21 protein-coding genes and 2 pseudogenes are annotated in these 18,436 nt (G+C 37.1%); 7 read left to right on the forward strand and 16 right to left on the reverse strand.

What is annotated here, in order from left to right; all coding sequences use genetic code 11:
- Window positions 1-189: tetratricopeptide repeat protein (locus K6984_RS26625; RefSeq protein WP_420831727.1), on the forward strand; the 189-nt coding region annotated here is incomplete at its 5' end.
- A 49-nt stretch (window positions 190-238) separates the two neighbouring features.
- Here the strand turns inward: K6984_RS26625 and K6984_RS26630 are convergent.
- From K6984_RS26630 to K6984_RS26640, 3 genes are read right to left on the reverse strand one after another with little or no spacing between them, the layout of a single operon-like run.
- A complete protein-coding gene (locus tag K6984_RS26630) occupies window positions 239-385 on the reverse strand; it encodes an IS3 family transposase (protein ID WP_221898145.1) in 147 nt (48 codons plus the stop codon).
- Between the two features lie 33 nt (window positions 386-418).
- Entirely contained in the window at window positions 419-1,585 is a 1,167-nt protein-coding gene (locus tag K6984_RS26635; protein WP_087870166.1) for an IS3 family transposase, read from the reverse strand.
- Between the two features lies 1 nt (window position 1,586).
- Window positions 1,587-2,708 (reverse strand): IS3 family transposase, encoded by a 1,122-nt coding sequence (locus K6984_RS26640; RefSeq protein WP_221898146.1) that lies wholly within the window; start codon window positions 2,706-2,708, stop codon window positions 1,587-1,589.
- A gap of 525 nt (window positions 2,709-3,233) precedes the next feature.
- Here K6984_RS26640 and K6984_RS26645 point away from each other — a divergent pair.
- The 3 genes from K6984_RS26645 (at window position 3,234) to K6984_RS26655 (ending at window position 6,176) form a co-directional block, all read left to right on the forward strand.
- A complete protein-coding gene (locus K6984_RS26645; protein ID WP_087871290.1) occupies window positions 3,234-3,446 on the forward strand; it encodes a helix-turn-helix domain-containing protein in 213 nt (70 codons plus the stop codon).
- A gap of 158 nt (window positions 3,447-3,604) precedes the next feature.
- Window positions 3,605-5,179, forward strand: a complete 1,575-nt coding sequence (locus tag K6984_RS26650) for a hypothetical protein (protein WP_221898147.1) — start codon at window positions 3,605-3,607, stop codon at window positions 5,177-5,179.
- Complete coding sequence (locus K6984_RS26655; protein WP_087871293.1) at window positions 5,172-6,176, forward strand: 4Fe-4S binding protein; 1,005 nt, start codon at window positions 5,172-5,174, stop codon at window positions 6,174-6,176. Before K6984_RS26650 ends, K6984_RS26655 begins: the two co-directional genes overlap by 8 nt.
- Here K6984_RS26655 and K6984_RS26660 read toward each other — a convergent pair.
- From K6984_RS26660 to K6984_RS36725, 5 genes and pseudogenes are all read right to left on the reverse strand, one after another.
- Window positions 6,169-6,804 (reverse strand): annotated as a pseudogene (locus K6984_RS26660) (DNA-methyltransferase); the annotation flags it as partial. The gene K6984_RS26655 and the pseudogene K6984_RS26660 sit on opposite strands and share 8 nt — an antisense overlap.
- A gap of 329 nt (window positions 6,805-7,133) precedes the next feature.
- Window positions 7,134-7,820 (reverse strand): DNA methyltransferase, encoded by a 687-nt coding sequence (locus tag K6984_RS26665; protein WP_221898148.1) that lies wholly within the window; start codon window positions 7,818-7,820, stop codon window positions 7,134-7,136.
- Complete coding sequence (locus K6984_RS26670) at window positions 7,817-8,002, reverse strand: hypothetical protein (RefSeq protein ID WP_087871296.1); 186 nt, start codon at window positions 8,000-8,002, stop codon at window positions 7,817-7,819. Before K6984_RS26670 ends, K6984_RS26665 begins: the two co-directional genes overlap by 4 nt.
- 229 nt (window positions 8,003-8,231) lie before the next feature.
- Entirely contained in the window at window positions 8,232-8,510 is a 279-nt protein-coding gene (locus K6984_RS31750; protein WP_230988300.1) for a recombinase family protein, read from the reverse strand.
- Complete coding sequence (locus K6984_RS36725) at window positions 8,431-8,703, reverse strand: recombinase family protein (RefSeq protein WP_420831728.1); 273 nt, start codon at window positions 8,701-8,703, stop codon at window positions 8,431-8,433. Before K6984_RS36725 ends, K6984_RS31750 begins: the two co-directional genes overlap by 80 nt.
- Before the next feature lie 416 nt (window positions 8,704-9,119).
- Between K6984_RS36725 and K6984_RS35135 the strand changes: the two genes are divergently transcribed.
- Together K6984_RS35135 and K6984_RS26680 are read left to right on the forward strand one after the other, a co-directional pair.
- Complete coding sequence (locus tag K6984_RS35135) at window positions 9,120-9,254, forward strand: hypothetical protein (protein WP_263458887.1); 135 nt, start codon at window positions 9,120-9,122, stop codon at window positions 9,252-9,254.
- A 27-nt stretch (window positions 9,255-9,281) separates the two neighbouring features.
- Window positions 9,282-9,500, forward strand: a complete 219-nt coding sequence (locus K6984_RS26680) for a hypothetical protein (protein ID WP_221898149.1) — start codon at window positions 9,282-9,284, stop codon at window positions 9,498-9,500.
- Window positions 9,501-10,440: 940 nt separating this feature from the next.
- Here the strand turns inward: K6984_RS26680 and K6984_RS26685 are convergent.
- The 7 genes from K6984_RS26685 to K6984_RS26715 form a co-directional block, all read right to left on the reverse strand.
- The gene (locus K6984_RS26685) at window positions 10,441-11,739 is read right to left on the reverse strand and encodes a transposase (RefSeq protein ID WP_221894003.1); all 1,299 of its coding nucleotides are present in this window, start codon (window positions 11,737-11,739) and stop codon (window positions 10,441-10,443) included.
- A gap of 441 nt (window positions 11,740-12,180) precedes the next feature.
- Window positions 12,181-12,885 carry a VapE domain-containing protein gene (locus K6984_RS26690; protein WP_420831729.1) on the reverse strand — a complete coding sequence of 235 codons (705 nt, stop codon included), beginning with the start codon at window positions 12,883-12,885 and terminating at the stop codon, window positions 12,181-12,183.
- Window positions 12,886-13,072: 187 nt separating this feature from the next.
- Window positions 13,073-13,216 (reverse strand): hypothetical protein, encoded by a 144-nt coding sequence (locus K6984_RS26695; RefSeq protein WP_221898151.1) that lies wholly within the window; start codon window positions 13,214-13,216, stop codon window positions 13,073-13,075.
- 1,339 nt (window positions 13,217-14,555) lie between these two features.
- Window positions 14,556-15,617: a hypothetical protein gene (locus tag K6984_RS26700; RefSeq protein WP_230988301.1), complete on the reverse strand. Its 1,062-nt coding sequence runs from the start codon at window positions 15,615-15,617 to the stop codon at window positions 14,556-14,558.
- A 234-nt stretch (window positions 15,618-15,851) separates the two neighbouring features.
- On the reverse strand, window positions 15,852-16,070 hold the full coding sequence (locus tag K6984_RS26705) for a hypothetical protein (RefSeq protein WP_087871599.1): 219 nt from the start codon (window positions 16,068-16,070) through the stop codon (window positions 15,852-15,854).
- Window positions 16,045-16,722: a ParA family partition ATPase gene (parA, locus tag K6984_RS26710; RefSeq protein WP_087871598.1), complete on the reverse strand. Its 678-nt coding sequence runs from the start codon at window positions 16,720-16,722 to the stop codon at window positions 16,045-16,047. Before parA ends, K6984_RS26705 begins: the two co-directional genes overlap by 26 nt.
- The gene (locus K6984_RS26715; protein WP_221898152.1) at window positions 16,722-16,934 is read right to left on the reverse strand and encodes a hypothetical protein; all 213 of its coding nucleotides are present in this window, start codon (window positions 16,932-16,934) and stop codon (window positions 16,722-16,724) included. The genes parA and K6984_RS26715 overlap by 1 nt, the downstream gene beginning before the upstream one ends.
- Window positions 16,935-17,616: 682 nt before the next feature.
- On the opposite strand from K6984_RS26715, the pseudogene K6984_RS26720 reads away from it, so the two are divergent.
- Window positions 17,617-17,919: pseudogene (locus K6984_RS26720) on the forward strand (IS30 family transposase); the annotation flags it as partial.
- A gap of 332 nt (window positions 17,920-18,251) precedes the next feature.
- Here K6984_RS26720 and K6984_RS26725 read toward each other — a convergent pair.
- Window positions 18,252-18,436: hypothetical protein (locus K6984_RS26725; protein WP_221898153.1), on the reverse strand; the 185-nt coding region annotated here is incomplete at its 5' end.

Consider the following 18,436-nt stretch of genomic DNA (forward strand, 5'->3'; position numbering starts at 1 on the left):
CTTGCTAGTGCACAATACAACGTAGGACTGAGGTATGCCAAGGGAGAAGGTGTCGTTCAGGACGAAAAAGAAGCAGCTAAGTGGTACAGGAAGGCAGCAGAACAAGGACATGGTGATGCACAATTATTATTAGGGGCGATGTATGAGGCAGGAATAGGTGTCGTTCAGGACTACAAAGAAGCAGTATAGCACCCCAAAGAGTCAAGACAGATTTTTCAACAATCCTTATTCCATATTCCTAAGCCGCTTCATTCTGCTGTTCATTAGCTAAAATACTTTCTCTATATACATTCATTGGTTTTTTATAGTCCAGGGTTTCATGAAACCGTTGATGATTATAAAACTCAATATAGTCATCAACATCTATAGCACCCCAAAGAGTCAAGACAGATTTTTCAACAATCCTTATTCCATATTCCTAAGCCGCTTCATTCTGCTGTTCATTAGCTAAAATACTTTCTCTATATACATTCATTGGTTTTTTATAGTCCAGGGTTTCATGAAACCGTTGATGATTATAAAACTCAATATAGTCATCAACATCTTCTATTAACGCTCTAATTGAACCATATTCATTTAAATAAATACGCTCACATTTTGCACTTCGCCAAAACCGTTCAATACAAATATTATCCGTTGCTCGTCCTTTTCCATCCATAGAAATAGTAATGCCTTTGTTTTTTAGTCGTTGGGTATGAATTTCACTGGTGTATTGACTGCCTTGATCCGTATTAAAAATTTCAGGTGTTCCGTAGAGAGAAAGCGCTTCATCTAATACATCCATAACTAAAAAAGAATCCATTGTGTTTGATATTTTATGGGCGAGCACTGCTTTTGAGTGCCAATCAATAATCGCCGCTAAATAAACCATCCCTTCTTTGGTTTTAATATAGGTTATATCTGTACTCCAAACTTGGTTAGCGTGTGATATATCAAGATCTCTAAGCTTATAAGTATATTTTTTATGTTCTTTTATGGGGATCGTTGTATTGACTTGTTTTACCGCTAATACGGCTTTCAAGCCCATCTGCTGCCGATAACTCGCCACCGTGTTTAAACTGACTTTAAAACCACCTTCAAGCAACTGCTGGTGTACTTTAGCCGCACCATAAATAGGGATGTCTTTAAAAATGTGATTAATCTGAGTTTTGATCTCTTCTTTCTTTTTATTCTCTCTTTTTTTGTAATAGAGATTGCTTCTATTTAATCCTAATAATGCACACTGCTGTGTTAGAGGTAGAGTGTTAAGCTTGGGCTCAATCAACTGTTTTCTATCAGATGAGTCCAAGCTTTTTAGCTTTTTTTCGAGCCACTCCTTTTCAACCGTCATTTTTCCTACGATTTTTGTGAGCATCTCATTTTGTTCTTGAGCTGCTAATAGATCCTCTTTGTAATCTTTAACGGCTTTGGAGGGCTCCATTGCTATTTCTGCATTGTCTAAGAATATTTTTTTCCAGTTTTGTAGGTTCTTAGGTGTGATGTTATTTGCACTGGCAATTTCTTGCAGTGTTTTTTCATTCTTTAAAACTTCTAATACCAACTTGCTTTTAAATTCAGCACTGTAGACCGTTCTTTTTCTGCTCATTTTAATACTCCAATTTTTTACAAATAGTAACTAATTTGGAATAAGATTGCTTTGATTTCTTGTCTGGATTTGCTGGGGGATTATCTATTAACGCTCTAATTGAACCATATTCATTTAAATAAATACGCTCACATTTTGCACTTCGCCAAAACCGTTCAATACAAATATTATCCGTTGCTCGTCCTTTTCCATCCATAGAAATAGTAATGCCTTTGTTTTTTAGTCGTTGGGTATGAATTTCACTGGTGTATTGACTGCCTTGATCCGTATTAAAAATTTCAGGTGTTCCGTAGAGAGAAAGCGCTTCATCTAATACATCCATAACTAAAAAAGAATCCATTGTGTTTGATATTTTATGGGCGAGCACTGCTTTTGAGTGCCAATCAATAATCGCCGCTAAATAAACCATCCCTTCTTTGGTTTTAATATAGGTTATATCTGTACTCCAAACTTGGTTAGCGTGTGATATATCAAGATCTCTAAGCTTATAAGTATATTTTTTATGTTCTTTTATGGGGATCGTTGTATTGACTTGTTTTACCGCTAATACGGCTTTCAAGCCCATCTGCTGCCGATAACTCGCCACCGTGTTTAAACTGACTTTAAAACCACCTTCAAGCAACTGCTGGTGTACTTTAGCCGCACCATAAATAGGGATGTCTTTAAAAATGTGATTAATCTGAGTTTTGATCTCTTCTTTCTTTTTATTCTCTCTTTTTTTGTAATAGAGATTGCTTCTATTTAATCCTAATAATGCACACTGCTGTGTTAGAGGTAGAGTGTTAAGCTTGGGCTCAATCAACTGTTTTCTATCAGATGAGTCCAAGCTTTTTAGCTTTTTTTCGAGCCACTCCTTTTCAACCGTCATTTTTCCTACGATTTTTGTGAGCATCTCATTTTGTTCTTGAGCTGCTAATAGATCCTCTTTGTAATCTTTAACGGCTTTGGAGGGCTCCATTGCTATTTCTGCATTGTCTAAGAATATTTTTTTCCAGTTTTGTAGGTTCTTAGGTGTGATGTTATTTGCACTGGCAATTTCTTGCAGTGTTTTTTCATTCTTTAAAACTTCTAATACCAACTTGCTTTTAAATTCAGCACTGTAGACCGTTCTTTTTCTGCTCATTTTAATACTCCAATTTTTTACAAATAGTAACTAATTTGGAATAAGATTGCTTTGATTTCTTGTCTGGATTTGCTGGGGGATTATATAGTTCACCCCCTGCCTTTTGTCCGCCAGAATATGCTGGTAGATTGTTTCATGATGAAGACTAATTACACCTATGTCTTGTCTTAATTCAACAGGTGTTAGTCTAGCCAATACTTGCAGAGGGTTATGCACTTATTATACGAATTCAGGATTCGCAATTCACCTAAAATATCAACTTACTTTAAGCGCTATCGTTACTTTTCGCACGACTGCGCTTCAAGCCTCGTATAGAACTTTTCTCAAATTCTCCAACAATTTCCACTTAGATTAGTAATCCAAAAAATACTTATCAATGACTTCAATCAAGGTTTCTATAGGAAATTTGTTGAGCTATTTGAGTAATCTATCTTGTATTCAAGTAATGAGGGGACAACTTATTAAACCAGAAATGCTACTAATAGACTGTCGACTTATAGTGTTCTTTATTAGATCATCACCTATATGAACATAACTCATATTTTTGGAGAAAATGTCAGATATTTCAGAAATTCAAAAGGTATTTCACAAGAAATATTGGCTGATATGTCGGGTTTACACCGAACCTATATAGGGGCTGTAGAGCGTGGTGAAAGAAACATAACACTTATTAATGCTGAAAAAATTGCAAATGCATTGAATCAACCTCTTAAAGCATTTTTTCAAAAAAATGTGTAACAAACAACATTCCCTTCATTTTATGCATACTGAGCTAAAGGAATATAGTACTCATGCATAGGTTTCCTAATCCTGGATCGTCTCTAGATAATACTATAAATTGTTTTATTTTTTTATATCAGAAGATTGACCGTGAAGAGATATTTGACTTACATGATATGCAAGAATTATTGGTTTCAAATGGCTTAATAAGCTCATCTGGAGTAATGGGTATTGAAGCTTTACTCAGAGGAGCGAGTAAAGATTTATCCAGGGATAGGTCTTATAACCAATGTAAAATGTATGCTGAACTATATCGCTCGTTAGGGTGGATTCAAAGTAACGAAAAAGCTCTTTGGTATAACTTTACATTACAGGGAGATCATATCGCTAATGCAACAATTAATAGAAAGAAAATTGTTGAACAATGCTTTTTAGGAATGGAATATCCAACTAGTCTAATTGATGTAAAAGGAAGTTATATAATTCGTCCTTTTGCTACAATCCTCAAGACCATGCGTCAACTAAATGGGGTTCTTTCGCGCGATGAAATGATAATTGGCCCGTTATCTATTGATGATGATACTGATCTGGAATTATTTAATTCAATGTGTGACGAACTAAAGGATTTAAGAAAAAGTAAACTTAAATTTGATGCTAAATTTACATCCTGCCTAGAAAATAGAGGAATAAGCAAAGTTACTGCCGGTAACTACACCAGGTTTCCATTAGGAGCATTAAAATGGCTTGATTGGGCTCTACGAACCAAAGATTCTAGTAACTATTCCACAAAACAACATACTTACAAATTAACTGGGCATGGAAAGGAAGTAACAGACTCCCTTGATGATATGTTAGATATCAGAATTAGTGATTTAAAAAATAGAAAGATTGATGCAGACAGTCTAATTTATCACTCTTTTTATAAATTATTAAATTCTTCTGGTTTTGATACCACACCTTTAGATAATAGGCTATCCAAAGCACAAGAACAGGTGGTGTCTGATTTTGGAACATTCAATATTTTATTTTCACCTTTTCAAGCTGTCAGTAAAGATGTTCTATCAAAGGTGTTTAAAATAAAGCAACCGACAAAAAAACGAGTAGGTGTGTATTCACCAGATAAATTATTAGCAACGAAACTTAACAAGACCTTAAAGAATGAATTAAGTACCATTTTAGTAACGAATGAGGAAGATGTTAATTATAAAAATGAATTTTATGATTCGGTTATTTCGTTATTAAAAACAAAAACACGAGGTGAAACCGTATCAATTCTAAAAGATAGCTTTATAACTCATACAAAAGATGAGTTTTACCCTCTTGTTGGAAATATTTTTTCAAGTATAGGGATCATGTGTGACATCCCACCTCATGGAGTCAACTCGAGGCGTTGGGATGCCATATTATTATCTGATGATGACTCTATCCCCATAGAAATAAAATCTCCTACTGAAGAAATGAACTTATCAGTAAAAGCCATAAGACAAGCTCTTGAAAATAAAATAATCCTTCAATCAAGAAAGTCTGAAAAAAACAAGTGGCCCACCTGTACCTTGGCGATTGGTTTCGAGCTTCCAAATAAGCGTGCTGAAGTGTTAGAGCTTATTAATGATATAAAAAAAATATATGATATCAATATAGCTATTTTTGGAATTGAGTATTTGCTAAAAATTTCTGTTAACTGTATTTCAGAAAATAGAAAAATAGAGTTTAGCGAGCTGATAAATAAAAAAGGAATATTAAATGGATAACATTCTTAAACAAGGAAAAATAAAGTCAAAAAGTTTTAAATACAAAAATGAAGCTATTCCAGTAATTGTTCAATACATGGATCAAGAACCATCCAAACTAACTCTTAGTGACGAAAGTACAATAAATAGCTCCTGCTTGAATTGTTATGACTTAAATTGCTTAACACTGGAAAACAATTCAATAGTCATGGATGAGCTATCAAGTAGCCAGACAAATATTTTATGTCCAACTGAAGCTATTTTTTTAAATGAATCAGGAGAAGTTGAAATAAATGTTCAAGATTGTATAGGTTGTGGTTTATGTGTTGTATCATGCCCAGTTGGAGCAATCTATATAGGAAAAGAAGATGTCGCTATAATAAATAGGAAAAACCAAAGCATGGAATTTTCCGATGAGCCTTTTCAAGTAAAGTGTATAGTAAAATCTTCACCAGCGATTCAAGAGAATGAAAAAAAACTTCGAAAAATAATTAAACTAATAAATGAGTTACCAGATAGAACTTCTGTATTAAATAAGCTTGTTTGCAAATCTTTACAACTTACAGGTTTGGATACAAACCTTACAAGGCAAGGGGATGTGAACTTAAGAATGGATGCAGTTTCCATTGATATTAATAATAACCATATTCTTGTGGAGATTGAGCATACTGCTAATTTAGATTCACCAAGAGACATTCTAGATGACGTTGCTGTTTTTTGTTCTCGTTATGATATAGACAAAAGTAAAGCATCAGGATTAATAGTTCTTACTGAATTACCAAATAAACGTACCGAATACTGGGAACTAATTACAGATATTGAAAAAGTTGTAAAGGTAAAAATTGCTACACTTCCATTATCTTCACTGTTAGCTTTGACTTGGTCAGGATCACTCTTATGTCTCACTGACTTCTACCTAGGGAATAATAATACGTCAGCAAGAAATGCTACTTATAAATTATTGCTTAGAAGTATTAATATTCCAAATAAAAACAGTTTAATTGAAGCTGCTAAATAGTAACCTCTATCTCTGTATCGAGAGCTTCAAGCCTTTGATTGGCTATCTTTATATAATCTTCGTTTAGTTCAAAACTAATAAAATTACGCTTTAATTTTTTTGAAGCTACACATTCACTACCACTTCCTGAAAATGGGATTAAAACTAACTCAGATTCATTAGAAAAATGCTTAATGATTCTTTCTGAAATAGAAAGTGGCTTTTGTGTTGGATGATCAACTTTTTCATCCTTAAATCTTCTGCCAGCTAATGTTGGGAACTTCCACACATCACCAGCTATTCTTCCATCTGGATGAGGTGTCCATACTTTCCCATTTTTGGTTATTTTATGCTTAAGTCGCTCAGTACTTTTGTATGGCTCTCGAATTTCATTAAATGTATAGCTTTCCCCTTTTGAAAACCATAACATCGGTTCGTAGTGTGCGGCTAAAGTGTTTTTATACCCAGAAAATCCATTTTCATAATTCCATATTATTTGTCGTCTATAAGTAAGCCCTATCTCATACATATGGCACTGCAACCAACAAAGATGATGATGGATACCGTATACAAATATACTTCCATTATTTTTGATTACTCGATTACATTCATTGAGCCACTCTTTTGACCATGGTAGCCAAATCCCCTTATTCTTTTTCTCGTCCCATTTACCAAAGTTTTTATTAAGATTATAAGGCGGATCAGCAAACTATTAGATCAACAGAGCAATCATCCAGTTTTTTCATCCCTTCGATACAGTCTTCATTAAATATTGAATTAATTTTTTTATTTAACATTCTGTAAGATTAGTATATATTGATTGTGTATGTTTGGAACGTATGCATACGGGTATCCATACGGGAATATCCGTTTGTGCCTTTGATATAAAACCTTAAGACCTCTCATTTCCAAGCTTAATGTTCCAGTTTTCTAGCCAAATCAGCATGAAACATTATATAGTTTGATTTATCTCTGAAATCACTTACTACAACAGCCATATATTTTTTTGGCTTTAAAAACTCTCCTGCATTTAGCTAGAATTATGGTTAATTCATCGAGAAATGTCTCATAATCATCTATATTTCCAATGTCAATATCACTATCACTATATTTTGTATCAAGTCCGTGATCTACCCTTTCTTGTTTTGCTTTATGATCTTTTTTATGCAGAATATTCCAATAAGGAGGGCTTGTAACTACAAAATCAATACTATTTTCATCTAAAGTATCAATAACATCTCTTGAATCACCTTGAATAACTACTTGATCATCAATGTTACTCTCTTCTGTTACCTCAGTTTTAATCCTTTTTTCTGTTAGTTCTACATATTTTTGATTTAATTCTATCCCAACGCCCTTACGACCTTCTGTAGCACAAGCTTTAAGAGTAGAGCCAATTCCTGCAAATGGATCTAATACAGTATTTCCCTTTTTAGTAAAAAACCTAATGAGCCTAGCTACGTCCGTGAATGAAAATGGTGCGGGGTGTTGTTTTTCGATTTTTATATCAGGATGTTTTGCGCCCAGCCCTCTTTGGTTCCAAACCGAAATGGTTTCAGGTATCCATTCAGTAGATGTTAAGTCATTTAGTTTATTTCTAGGGTCATATTTCCCTTTTGTTGTTTCAGGTTTTTCTTCCGCTTTGTTAACTGAAATATCTTTCATTCTTCTGAATTATCTTTTTTGGAACTGGGGGTTATATTATTTTTACTTGTTAAATAATTATTAGTTGACATTAAAAACCAATCTTTTAGTGAAAGGCCTTGTAAAGTCAGTTCGCTATAAAGTTTTTTCTTTAGATCAGGGTCAATTTCAATAACAATCCTACCGCTTTTACCTATGCTCATAAGTGATACATTTAGTTACATTATATATGTAATATATGTTACATTCATTGCATATTAAATGCAATCATAAGATAAAAATTCATCTTAATGCTATTTTCTCCACGCGTAATATCTACTGCTTTACTTAGGCACTTGATCTGCCTTTCGGTTGTTTAACAACACTAGAAAAATTCATCATTTTTTCTTGTAGATTCAAGTATTTCCTCTAAATTTTGATTGCTTTTTCACTTTAATAATTATTACTTTCTTTAAAGAAGCGATAGATAGTTTGCCGACACACATGAAAATGCTTTGCAATTTCACTTTTAGTTGCGCCGCCTTTCAGCATTGCAATGGCCATTTGCTTATCCTTTTCTGATAAAGAATTAGGTCTCCCTCCGTAACGCCCCTTTTTTCGAGCAACGTCTAACCCTGCATTAACACGCTCCCTAATCATCGATCTTTCGTATTCGGCTATAGTGGCAAAAATATGAAATATCATTTTTCCGGATGGTGTCGATGTGGTCAATATTTTCAGTAATAACAGAGAGTTCAACGTCTTTTTCTCGGATTTCTTCAATAATATTTATCAGTTGCGAAAGTGACCGGCCCAGGCGATCTAGCTTCCAGATGACTAACTCGTCTCCCTTTCGTAACGATTTAAGACAGTTTTCAAGTTCAACTCTATCCAGCTTAGATCCCGATGCTTTTTCTTCATAGATAACCTCACAGTCTGCTTTTTTAAGAGTTTTGTGGGGTTTCCTAAAGTATTACTTAAACACTTGTTTTTTTAACGTCAAAGGCTTGGTGAGTAATTGTTTTTATGATAAAGGGTTGTGAGGTAGCATGGCGCGCCTGAATAATTAAAAAAGTTCTTGACAGGGTTTTAGTCTGGTTTTTGTGATTTTTAGTAAACAGCCCAACAGTCGATTAATCCACGCTTTATTGCTTCTATCGCTATAGTCATCACGAAATGTCCCCTTAAACATCTACGACCTCGAAGAACTTTTTTATTCGCCTTACAATCGCTTAAAACAAGGAAAATTCGGGATTTAAAACCCATGAGATAATAAGCCTGTCCTTAAAGCAATACAGGTTACCCTTTGAAAATAGACTTCATCTCGGGGAGTCGCTATTTTTGCGAAAGCTTGTTTTGGGCATCCCAGCCCAAGCAAGCAGAAAAAACTTAACGCGACCACTTATGCCTCCGGCGGCCCCGATTCGTCCTCGTCCTCGTCACCTCGTCCCGACCCAACAAGGGGTCGGAACATAGGCTCCAAATGACTTGACGCCGTGTCGGATGGCCTTTTATTTTGTCTCCACCTTCGCTAACGCTCAGACTCCGACAAAACAACGGCCCTACGGCTATCGCGGACTAAAAATCATCACTTCGCTTAGGCTACGTTTCCCTGATTTTCAGCGTTTGTGTAAACCTGGTTATGAACCTGTTTTTTTCTTCGCCCAGGGGGTAAGTAACTTTTTTATCGTATCTGTAATCTTCTATCTTGGGCGCACCTAATGTTTTTACAATTGAATCCGAGTACTCTAAAAAGGATAACTCACAGTACACATGGAGCGCCAGCTCTTCGCTAAGGCGTTTTATATCGCTTTTAAGGCGCTTTAACAGCTAATCCCTATCATACATACCCATTAAAGGTTTTTGTGGGTCTTTAAGGGGCTTACATGCTCCCAATAAGCGATTGACTAATTTGGGTGTGTGGTATGTGGTTTGTTATAGCTGTTACAGAAAACAAAGATTAAACGGTAAACCATTCCAAAATAAGGGTTGGCTTATTGCAACAAGCAACAGTATTCTGGGGACTCTTTACCCTAGGGAGGAAGTAACTTTTTAAACTTCATAATAAAACGCTATTTAGTGTACAATATAATATAGATTGTACTATATCTATAATCCTTTTATAATCAAAGACTAGGGTCACTATCATGTACAACCTATGGATATTTATACGAAATCATTACATTTACAATTTAGGGTTTTATAGTTACTCCTCTTTGGGGATAACACGCGTATGACTTCATTTCAACTAATTATTAAACGTGAATGAAATCAATTTCTTGCTCAATTAGGATAAATTATCATGGTTGGGAAAACCATAGTTTCCCTTTGTGTTTAATTACTGCAATCCCTTAAACTGTATATATAACCAATCGCTTGTTCATCAGAGAAATTTGAGTAGACCTTTAATTTAGCTGACTCTCAGCCCTAGTGGGAAGTAACTTTTTTTAGCGTATACTCGATATATGAAGATTCCCTTATATAAGAAAATACAAGGGAATCTGACTCTAATGGGTTGAGCTATCAGCTTTACTTAAAGGCGGCATAAAATAAGTCCTCCTGTTGTGCTTCACATTAAGACCCTTTAACACTTTTTTTACAGCCATCTGGTTCGATCTGTTATTTATTATATTCTTAGGTAACTCATTTATTATCTCGGACATCAGTGTTCCCCTATCAATTGAGGCCGTGAAACTAACCTCGCCACAAGAGAGCTCATAAAGCACTGTAAAGACATTCCTGTTATTATTGCGTTTTGAACTGCCCGAATGGTATACGAGCTGATACGAGATATTCTTGCCTGGAAAAATAATGGATTCACAAAACGATCTCGTTTTTGAGCCTGTTGCTGCCTTATCTCCAGAGCCTCGCTATATTTTTTATCCGATGGATGAATCAATTCTGGCTGTTGTGTTTTTGAAATCTCTTCAAATACGCGCATTAAATTATAGCTCATTGCAGTCAGGCGCATTTGATTTTCAAGTGAGCGGGTATTGGAAGACCAAGCTTTAGTTTCCTTGAAATTACTTTTAGTGTTATTGAATGTCTTTTCAATCGTCCATCGCTTGAAATACAGCATGGCAATGGTTCCAGGGTTAATAGTCATTGGCAAGGTTGTCACAAACCGGTGAAGTTTTCCGGTTTCTGGATCACGGTAATCCACCACGTTAAATTTGATGCCCTTGTTTTCGTACACACTGTATGCTTCAACCCCTGTATTGATCTCATGGCGGGAGTCAAAAGGGATAGACTCAACCAGAGTCGCAATTGAATTTTCTTTTAGCATTGAAATCATGTAATTAGCATGTCGTTTCTGCCGATCCCACCAGACAAAGTCGGTGACGGCTTTATCGTAGACATAGAGATGTTTCTGAGAGCTGTTATTTCCCTTGTTTTGCTTTTCAATATGATCTCGTAACACAGGTATTTCTTGATGCCTCTGAGTTCCGTTTGTCACCAGACAAAGAAATCTGAGCAACCCACTTCTGAGATTCAACGCGTAAATCCCCCCGGCCGCATAAACTTTCCCCTTGCTGTTTTTTTCAGTATGGCAGGCATGATCAATAAAATGTCCATCCGCTGCTTCTATGGTGTATTCGTCAAGTTCTGGGAATGCTTTAAGATAATCAATGCCTTGCGATAGCAGTGTTTCAGAGTGAAGATGGTAGCTCTGCTGTTCAAATGCCTCAAGCATACTTGTTCGTCTATGCGACTTCAGTGATTTAAAATACGTTGAGTGGGGAAGCAGCTGGCCATAAATCTGTTCATTGGTTTGGAGGAAATGGCGACCACTATCGACTACACTGATACAGCGTAATAACCCAAGGCGAATAAAGTCGATATCCTTCAACTCTGGGCATGAACGAGCCCACAAAGGATGACGCTCTGCTAACAGGGCACGTTCCATACTTTCATTGCAGTGTTGGTGAATATGTTCAGAGAGTGGTAGGTCTTTAAGCATGGGTGATATCCGTTTATGAGGTGATTAAAACGGAAATTTTTAGAAAAATTTCTTCGGCAATTGCAAGCTTTATTTGAAATTATTTGTTGTTTCTTTACGGTGCCTACAGAGTGTCTATTTGCTGTTATAAGTGATTAAAATCAAAAAGATGGAAATATTCGAGTGGTGCTACCTTCAGGTAGGTTATAGGCTGCTTTGTTTAGGTACTTCTTCTTTCAATGGGAACACTGATGATTACTAAGCTGAATTTTCCCAATAATTATTTATGGTAAAATTGAAACTATGCTACAACTATATGAAAAAATAGTCTTTTCATTCGTTTCAAATGCTATTGCCTAAGGGGAATTAAGTAGGGGTTTGCTATAACATGGCAAAAACCACCTAAAATAAACCTCGATACACCAGCATTGTGTATTTCAGCTACTCAATAATTGGGAAACTTCAGTTACTAAGTACCTCACCCGTTTTGTCAGCAGTAAACTCAAACACCTCCAAAACTATATCTTTCAATGACCTATTGTCAGGATAGCCTAAGATTTCCGCACGTAGAGCCTCTTCTTCGGGCGTAAGCCACCATTGCCCCCCATGTGTATAGGCATGCCAGATAAACGCCCACAAGTCTGTATAATCAAAATTAGAAACGCGTGGATAATCTAACCGACCTTTAGCAATAACGGGTAGAAGCCTTCTATCCCACCTAGCACCTTTGGGTGGATATTCTCCCTCAACAGAAGTCATACACGATACATGCCTACGTATGACTGTAGGTTTTCTAGCGTACGTTAATCTTATTTCATCCACCTCTTTTGCCAAAAATCCTTTTAACTCGGGCAGCCCTTTCTTCTTCAACGCAGGGCCTAGGTCTGCAAGTTCAGGTATCCAACACCTAAGAATAGTAAGCATAGAATCCCGGTCTTTTGTATCTAGGCGAACAGAGTCTTTTATGTATTTATGAAGTTCCGCAGGGAGTAGGTATTTAATAAATGAAGTTTTATGGAGTCCTTGATCTCCACCTAGCACCAGCACACATTCATATTTGGGGATAGCATCTGGATGCTTACCTTCATGCTTTGCCATATCAGCGGCCGCACAGCATTGTATTAGCCATCTATACATGGCGACCTTAACCCATTCCTTATCTTCCACTGGCAAGTTATCTACAAGTTCATGGACTGGGTTATTTGTCTTGGTGCGTGTAATGCCTGTAAGCCAATCTCTAACGGGATTAATAACATTGCTTTCAATGATAGATCCTAACTGTTCATCAACAATCGTCCTGCTAAGCTTGTAGTTCCTGCAAATAACTTTGGTGTACGCTACCAAGTCTTTCAGTTCATTTCCTTCTACGCCTGGAACGCCTTTTAATTGCAGGTGCGTTCAACATTTCATCATAACTGGCATCCACGCCAAAGCGTTTCATCAGCCCTTCAAGTTCTCCACGTTCCCCGGGGTGCAGCAGGGGTGTTTTTTTGTCCATTTCTCTATATCCTTTGCAGTGTTAATTTATTTATTAATCTAAGTTATGTCGCTTTTCAGTCAAGCCAACCTCGGGTTGTGCTGTTGGCTCCTCTGGGTAGTGATATTCCCGTGTTTACTGAAAGGGGACAGATGAATAGGTTGTGTTATATAAACAGTTTATCTGTCCCCCCTTTTAATGAATACGTGGGGTGTAGGCTCTTACCCTGTAATAAACTCATAACTGAATAAAATATTATCATTTTGCTAGTGGCATAAGTCCGGTCTTTAGGGACTATCTTTGTTGTCCCTTCATATTAGTTCTGAAACTTTCGATGCCTTTTTTAGGCAGCCATCTTTATTCCATCTATGCTTTTAGACCATGCCTGCGACTGATTATAGACACTGATTTTTTTTGCTTCACGGCGTTCATTAATATCCCGCATTTGAGTTAATGAGTCCTCAGTTATCTGGTAATTCCCGGCGAGGTTTTTGCCTACGCGCTTATGTTTCAGCCCGAATCTCTTTAAAAAATTGTCCTAATGTACGTGTGTCTAACTTTCGATTAATAGCCTTGAAATTGCCTAGCCCTGCTGCGTGTACCTCTTGATAATTGGCTTGCAAAAAGTCAATAGCGGCTTTCCCTTAAAATCAGGGAAACGGAGCCTAAGCGGAGTGATGATTTTTAGTCCCTGGTAGGCGACAGGGACAATTCGCTGATTCGAAGTGCGCTAGTAGCGCGCGAGGGAGGCAAGAATTGCATTCCGAATAGCCGTCCAGCCATTTGAGGTAGTCTTAACTGAGCAGGGTTTTGTGCGTAGTTGAGACGGACGCAGGGCGACCAGGGCATCTCCCGTTCGCTGCGTAGGCGAATGAATGTTGGTGACAGGAGTCCCAGAATTTCGTGAGGTAGCATGGCGCGCCTGCTTTTTTTGGATATTTTGGGAACGATGATAAACGCAGATTTTTAAAATTGCTTTAATTTATCCACAAGGCACTTTTACAAGGTTAAATATAAAAGGTTAAATAAAGGAAAGGATAGGGGGTTTTGACAAGTAAAAATATCTTTATATTTCAATTAATTATATTAAAAATAATTTTTTAACTGCACGGCATACCTATATGTTTGCTATTAACTGCACGGCATACCTATATGTTTATTATTCATAATTCAGTCTGAAAAAACGAACTGCACGGCATACCTATATGTTTTTTGTCTAACTGCACGGCATACCTATATGTTTGTGCGCTGCAATATGTCTTTTTTCTTGTCATAATTCAGCCTAAAAACGAACTGCACGGCATACCTATATGTTACTGCACGGCATACCTACATGTTACTGCACGGCATACCTATATGTTTATTTTGACTTATCCACAAGGATAGCTTCCCGTTTTTTCTTTGCGGCACTAGCGGCTTTTTGTTCGCTACAAAAATCAAGTGAAGCCGTCACCGTATATTTTACATCTACGATTTTTCGGCCTTCCTTAATTTCCTGCACTTCATGGAACATTAAAACGCCTTTTCTTTTGAGTTCGTTTAGTGCATCAATCATTTTTTTGCGATTGTTGCGTTCGGTTTTGCCTGCGAGAAAACGGCTTGAATTTTTTACGAACGAAAACATAAAATGATGGGTTTCTGTCATGCTTGCGTATTTGTAATGATGCACAAATCTTTTATAAAGCCACCTAGAAAGCTGGGTGTTTAAACTCATAAGACGGTCAATATTAAACTGCCGATATTCTAGTTTGTCGATTGCATGGGATATAAAAATCGGTAATCGGGCGGCGTGTAACGCTCCTGTATCTTCTATATATTCCTCGCGGTCAACCGTCACAAGGTCTTGCAGTATTGCCCCTCTCCATAACTCTTTTTTGCCTTTAGAAAGCGTCAACATGCAAAGACTCATAACTTGTATGGCTTGTTTTATTTCGTTAAGGTTGCGGGTTTTACCGCGTTTCTTGAGTTCCTTTTGAACCATATACAAGGTGAATTTTACCCATGTTTCAGACTTCGTGGGGTCATGTATTCCGTAATTTTTATCAGTAAGAATTTTTTTAAGTGTTTCTTCTATAAGTTCCTCAGTCACACTTGGGAAAAATGCCTTATAGCCGCCGTTCTCCTGCTTTATTAAAGCGGGGTGAATGGTTATAGTACAATCTATACCCTTAAAGGTGTAAGGCTGCTCATAGGGGTCTGCATGGCCTGTTGGTGTGCGTAACTTCTCAACTTGTGCAGGGGTAAAAAAATACTTGGGTATACTCTCCCAAAGTTCAACCGTATTTGAAACGCTTTCAAGATCATTTGTTATAAACTGGCTAAACAAATCCATTTGAACGCTTTTAATAGCCTTACTTGGCGGTTTTTTTATTACCTTTTCTACAGCTTTCTTTTTAGCTGATTTCTTCTTGGTGTCTGCCATTTTCTTTTTCCCCTTGCCAAACTTTTTCCCTTTATCAAAATATCGCGGGTCGCTTCCATCATAATTAAGGTATAAGTACAGCTTCCTTTATTTCAAGCGGCGTAACACATGCCTTTGAAAATTCAATCATGCTATGACCTCCTTTTATTGGTTCATTTTCGGTTCAATGCCCATTTTTGAACCAGTACAAAAAACTCAAAAGAATAAGAGTGTATTTACTTGAATGAGTAAATGCTAATTTATTTTTTTACTCAAATGAGTAATCCATAGTTCACGGGTAATTTCTGACACGGTGCGCCCCTCTTCTATGGCTCTAACTTTAATTCTTTTATATAGATTTTCTTCTATATCTGCATTAAGTCTCTTTTTCTTTCTGCCCTCGCCCTTAATATCTTCTAATATTTTGGCCTTGGCTTCTTCACCCTTACTAGGCCGTTTTGATGATAGTGCCATTTTCTGCGCCCTCCTTTGATGGTGTTGCAATAAAATTAATTAATTCATCTGTAAGGGCGTTCATTTCGTCCATAGCCGCCCTATTTCCAGAATCATAAACCGTTAAACCTTCGGCGGCTGTCTGGGGGTATGCTTGCCGCTGCATGATACAATTATCAAAAACAGGTAGGCCATATTCTGCTAATGCCTCCCCGATCTCTCGACCTAATTTTGTACGCTTTATTGCACGGGTTATTACAAAGGATGTTTTCGGCGTTCCGTCTGTTACTTCCTGCCGCGCTTTGATAAACTCGACCAAATCAGAAGCCGCCCATATATCGTATGGGCTTGGTTGTACAGGTATCAAAACAAAATCAGCCGCTTTTATTCCTGCCGCTATCATATCCTCAAGCTTTGCCGCTCCATCAATAATCACATAATCATAAGAAGCCCCTACACTAAAAAGAGTTTTCATGTTTTTAGCTCTATCCAATGCAATAAGAGGCAAGGGGTTATTTTCTGCGGCTGCGTGCCAATCTCTCGCGCTGCCTTGCGGATCACTATCTACAATAAGAACAGACAAACCACGCTCATGCAAAGCCCTTGCAAAGTTAGTGCTTAGGGTAGTTTTACCACTCCCGCCTTTAGGGTTTAATATTGAAATTATAGGCATTATAAAAACCTCTCTTGTGTTAATGTTCTTTTACTCAATTGAGTAAAAGATACTTTACTCTTATTGTCAAAGAATGCAATCGCTGTCAGCCCCGGACGGGCTGATAGTCTCCAGAAGGCGAAGGGAAATTTGCCAATCCGAAGTGCGCGATAGCGCGCGAGGGAGGCTAAAATTTTATCCCGAATAGCCGTAGAGCCATTTGTGGTAGCCATGACTGAGCTGCTTTGTGCTCAAAAGTCTGTGGCGGACGCAGGGCGGCTGGAGCATCTCCTCTTCGCTGCGTAGATGAACGAATTACGGCGACAGGAGTCCCAGAATTTCGTGAGGTAGCATGGCGCGCCTGAAACCTATCACAATATCATGCATTTTTTCAGATTTTGAAAAGCAAATAGTCTTCCGTGGGGTCTGTCGCATAAAGTTCGCTTCTCCGCGTTATCTGCTATCATGAGTCTCAATTCGAATAAAATAAGGTTCATATGCTTAGTTTTAAATGGCGTCATTTTGAAAAATAAATCATTCTCCTAAATGTTAGATGGTACTTGGCTTATCCACTCAGTTATCGCAATCTTGAGGAAATGGCTGAAGAACGAGGCTATCATGTTGACCACAGCACCCTTAATCGGTGGGTGATAAATTATGCACCTGAATTAGAGAAAGAATTTCATAAAAAGAAGCGTCCTGTTAATGGAAAACTGAAGTTTCCCAATAATTATTTATGGTGAAATTGAAACTATGCTACAACTATATGGAAAAAATAGTCTTTTCATTCGTTTCAAATGCTATTGCCTAAGGGGAATTAAGTAAGGGGTTGCTATAAACATGGCAAAACCACCTAAAATAAACCTCGATACACCAGCATTGTGTATTTCAGCTACTCAATAATTGGGAAACTTCAGTGGAAAAGAGTTTACTCTCCATGAAATATTGGCAAAAGAGCTGGATTGCAACACCTATTTTGCAAAGCCATATCACTCATGGGAACGCGGTCAAAATGAGAATGCTAATGGGTTGTTACGCCAGTACTTTACGAAAGCAATGGAGTTGCTTAATATCACAATAAAACAGGTTCTTGATGCGGTTGATAAATTAAACAGCAGACCGAGAAAATGCCTGAAATTTAAAACACCCTATGAAGTTTTTGAAGAGCTAACAGGAGTAGATGTTAAAAAATTAATGGGCTATGCACTTATGACTTGAATTCAGGACATTTAAAGAAGCCGAAAAAGAACTTACAGAAAAGTTTGACTCACCTAGAGGAGGTGGTAAATACAACAAGTCATTTTTCAATGAAAAGACTGGACGTACTTATAATCTTCATAAAGATCCCTTTCATCGAGGTGGAAAGGGACATATTGATATAAGAAAGAGAGATTTACCGACCAATTACTATAAAGATCGACGGTTCTGTCGCAAAAACCAAAAATAGTCTATTACCTACGATCATAAGATTTAATTTCACCCAAAGTAGGTTTGCATTCTCAACTAAAAATTGTACCATTTTTTAAGTAATTATTTTCCTTAACACCAGATCATGCCTGGCTTATCAATTCAATTATCCCAATGATGTAATAGTATATTCTCCTGCATGATGCTTTTTTCATGAGAGGAATGAAAACAGGTTTATAGCCTGGTTTACACAAATACTTATCTTTTGCGACAGAACCCATTAGAGTCAGATTCCCTTGTATTTTCTCATATTTCCGATTAATCGTGA

It is taken from the genome of Bathymodiolus japonicus methanotrophic gill symbiont (assembly GCF_019721995.1).
Lineage (GTDB): Bacteria > Pseudomonadota > Gammaproteobacteria > Methylococcales > Methylomonadaceae > Methyloprofundus.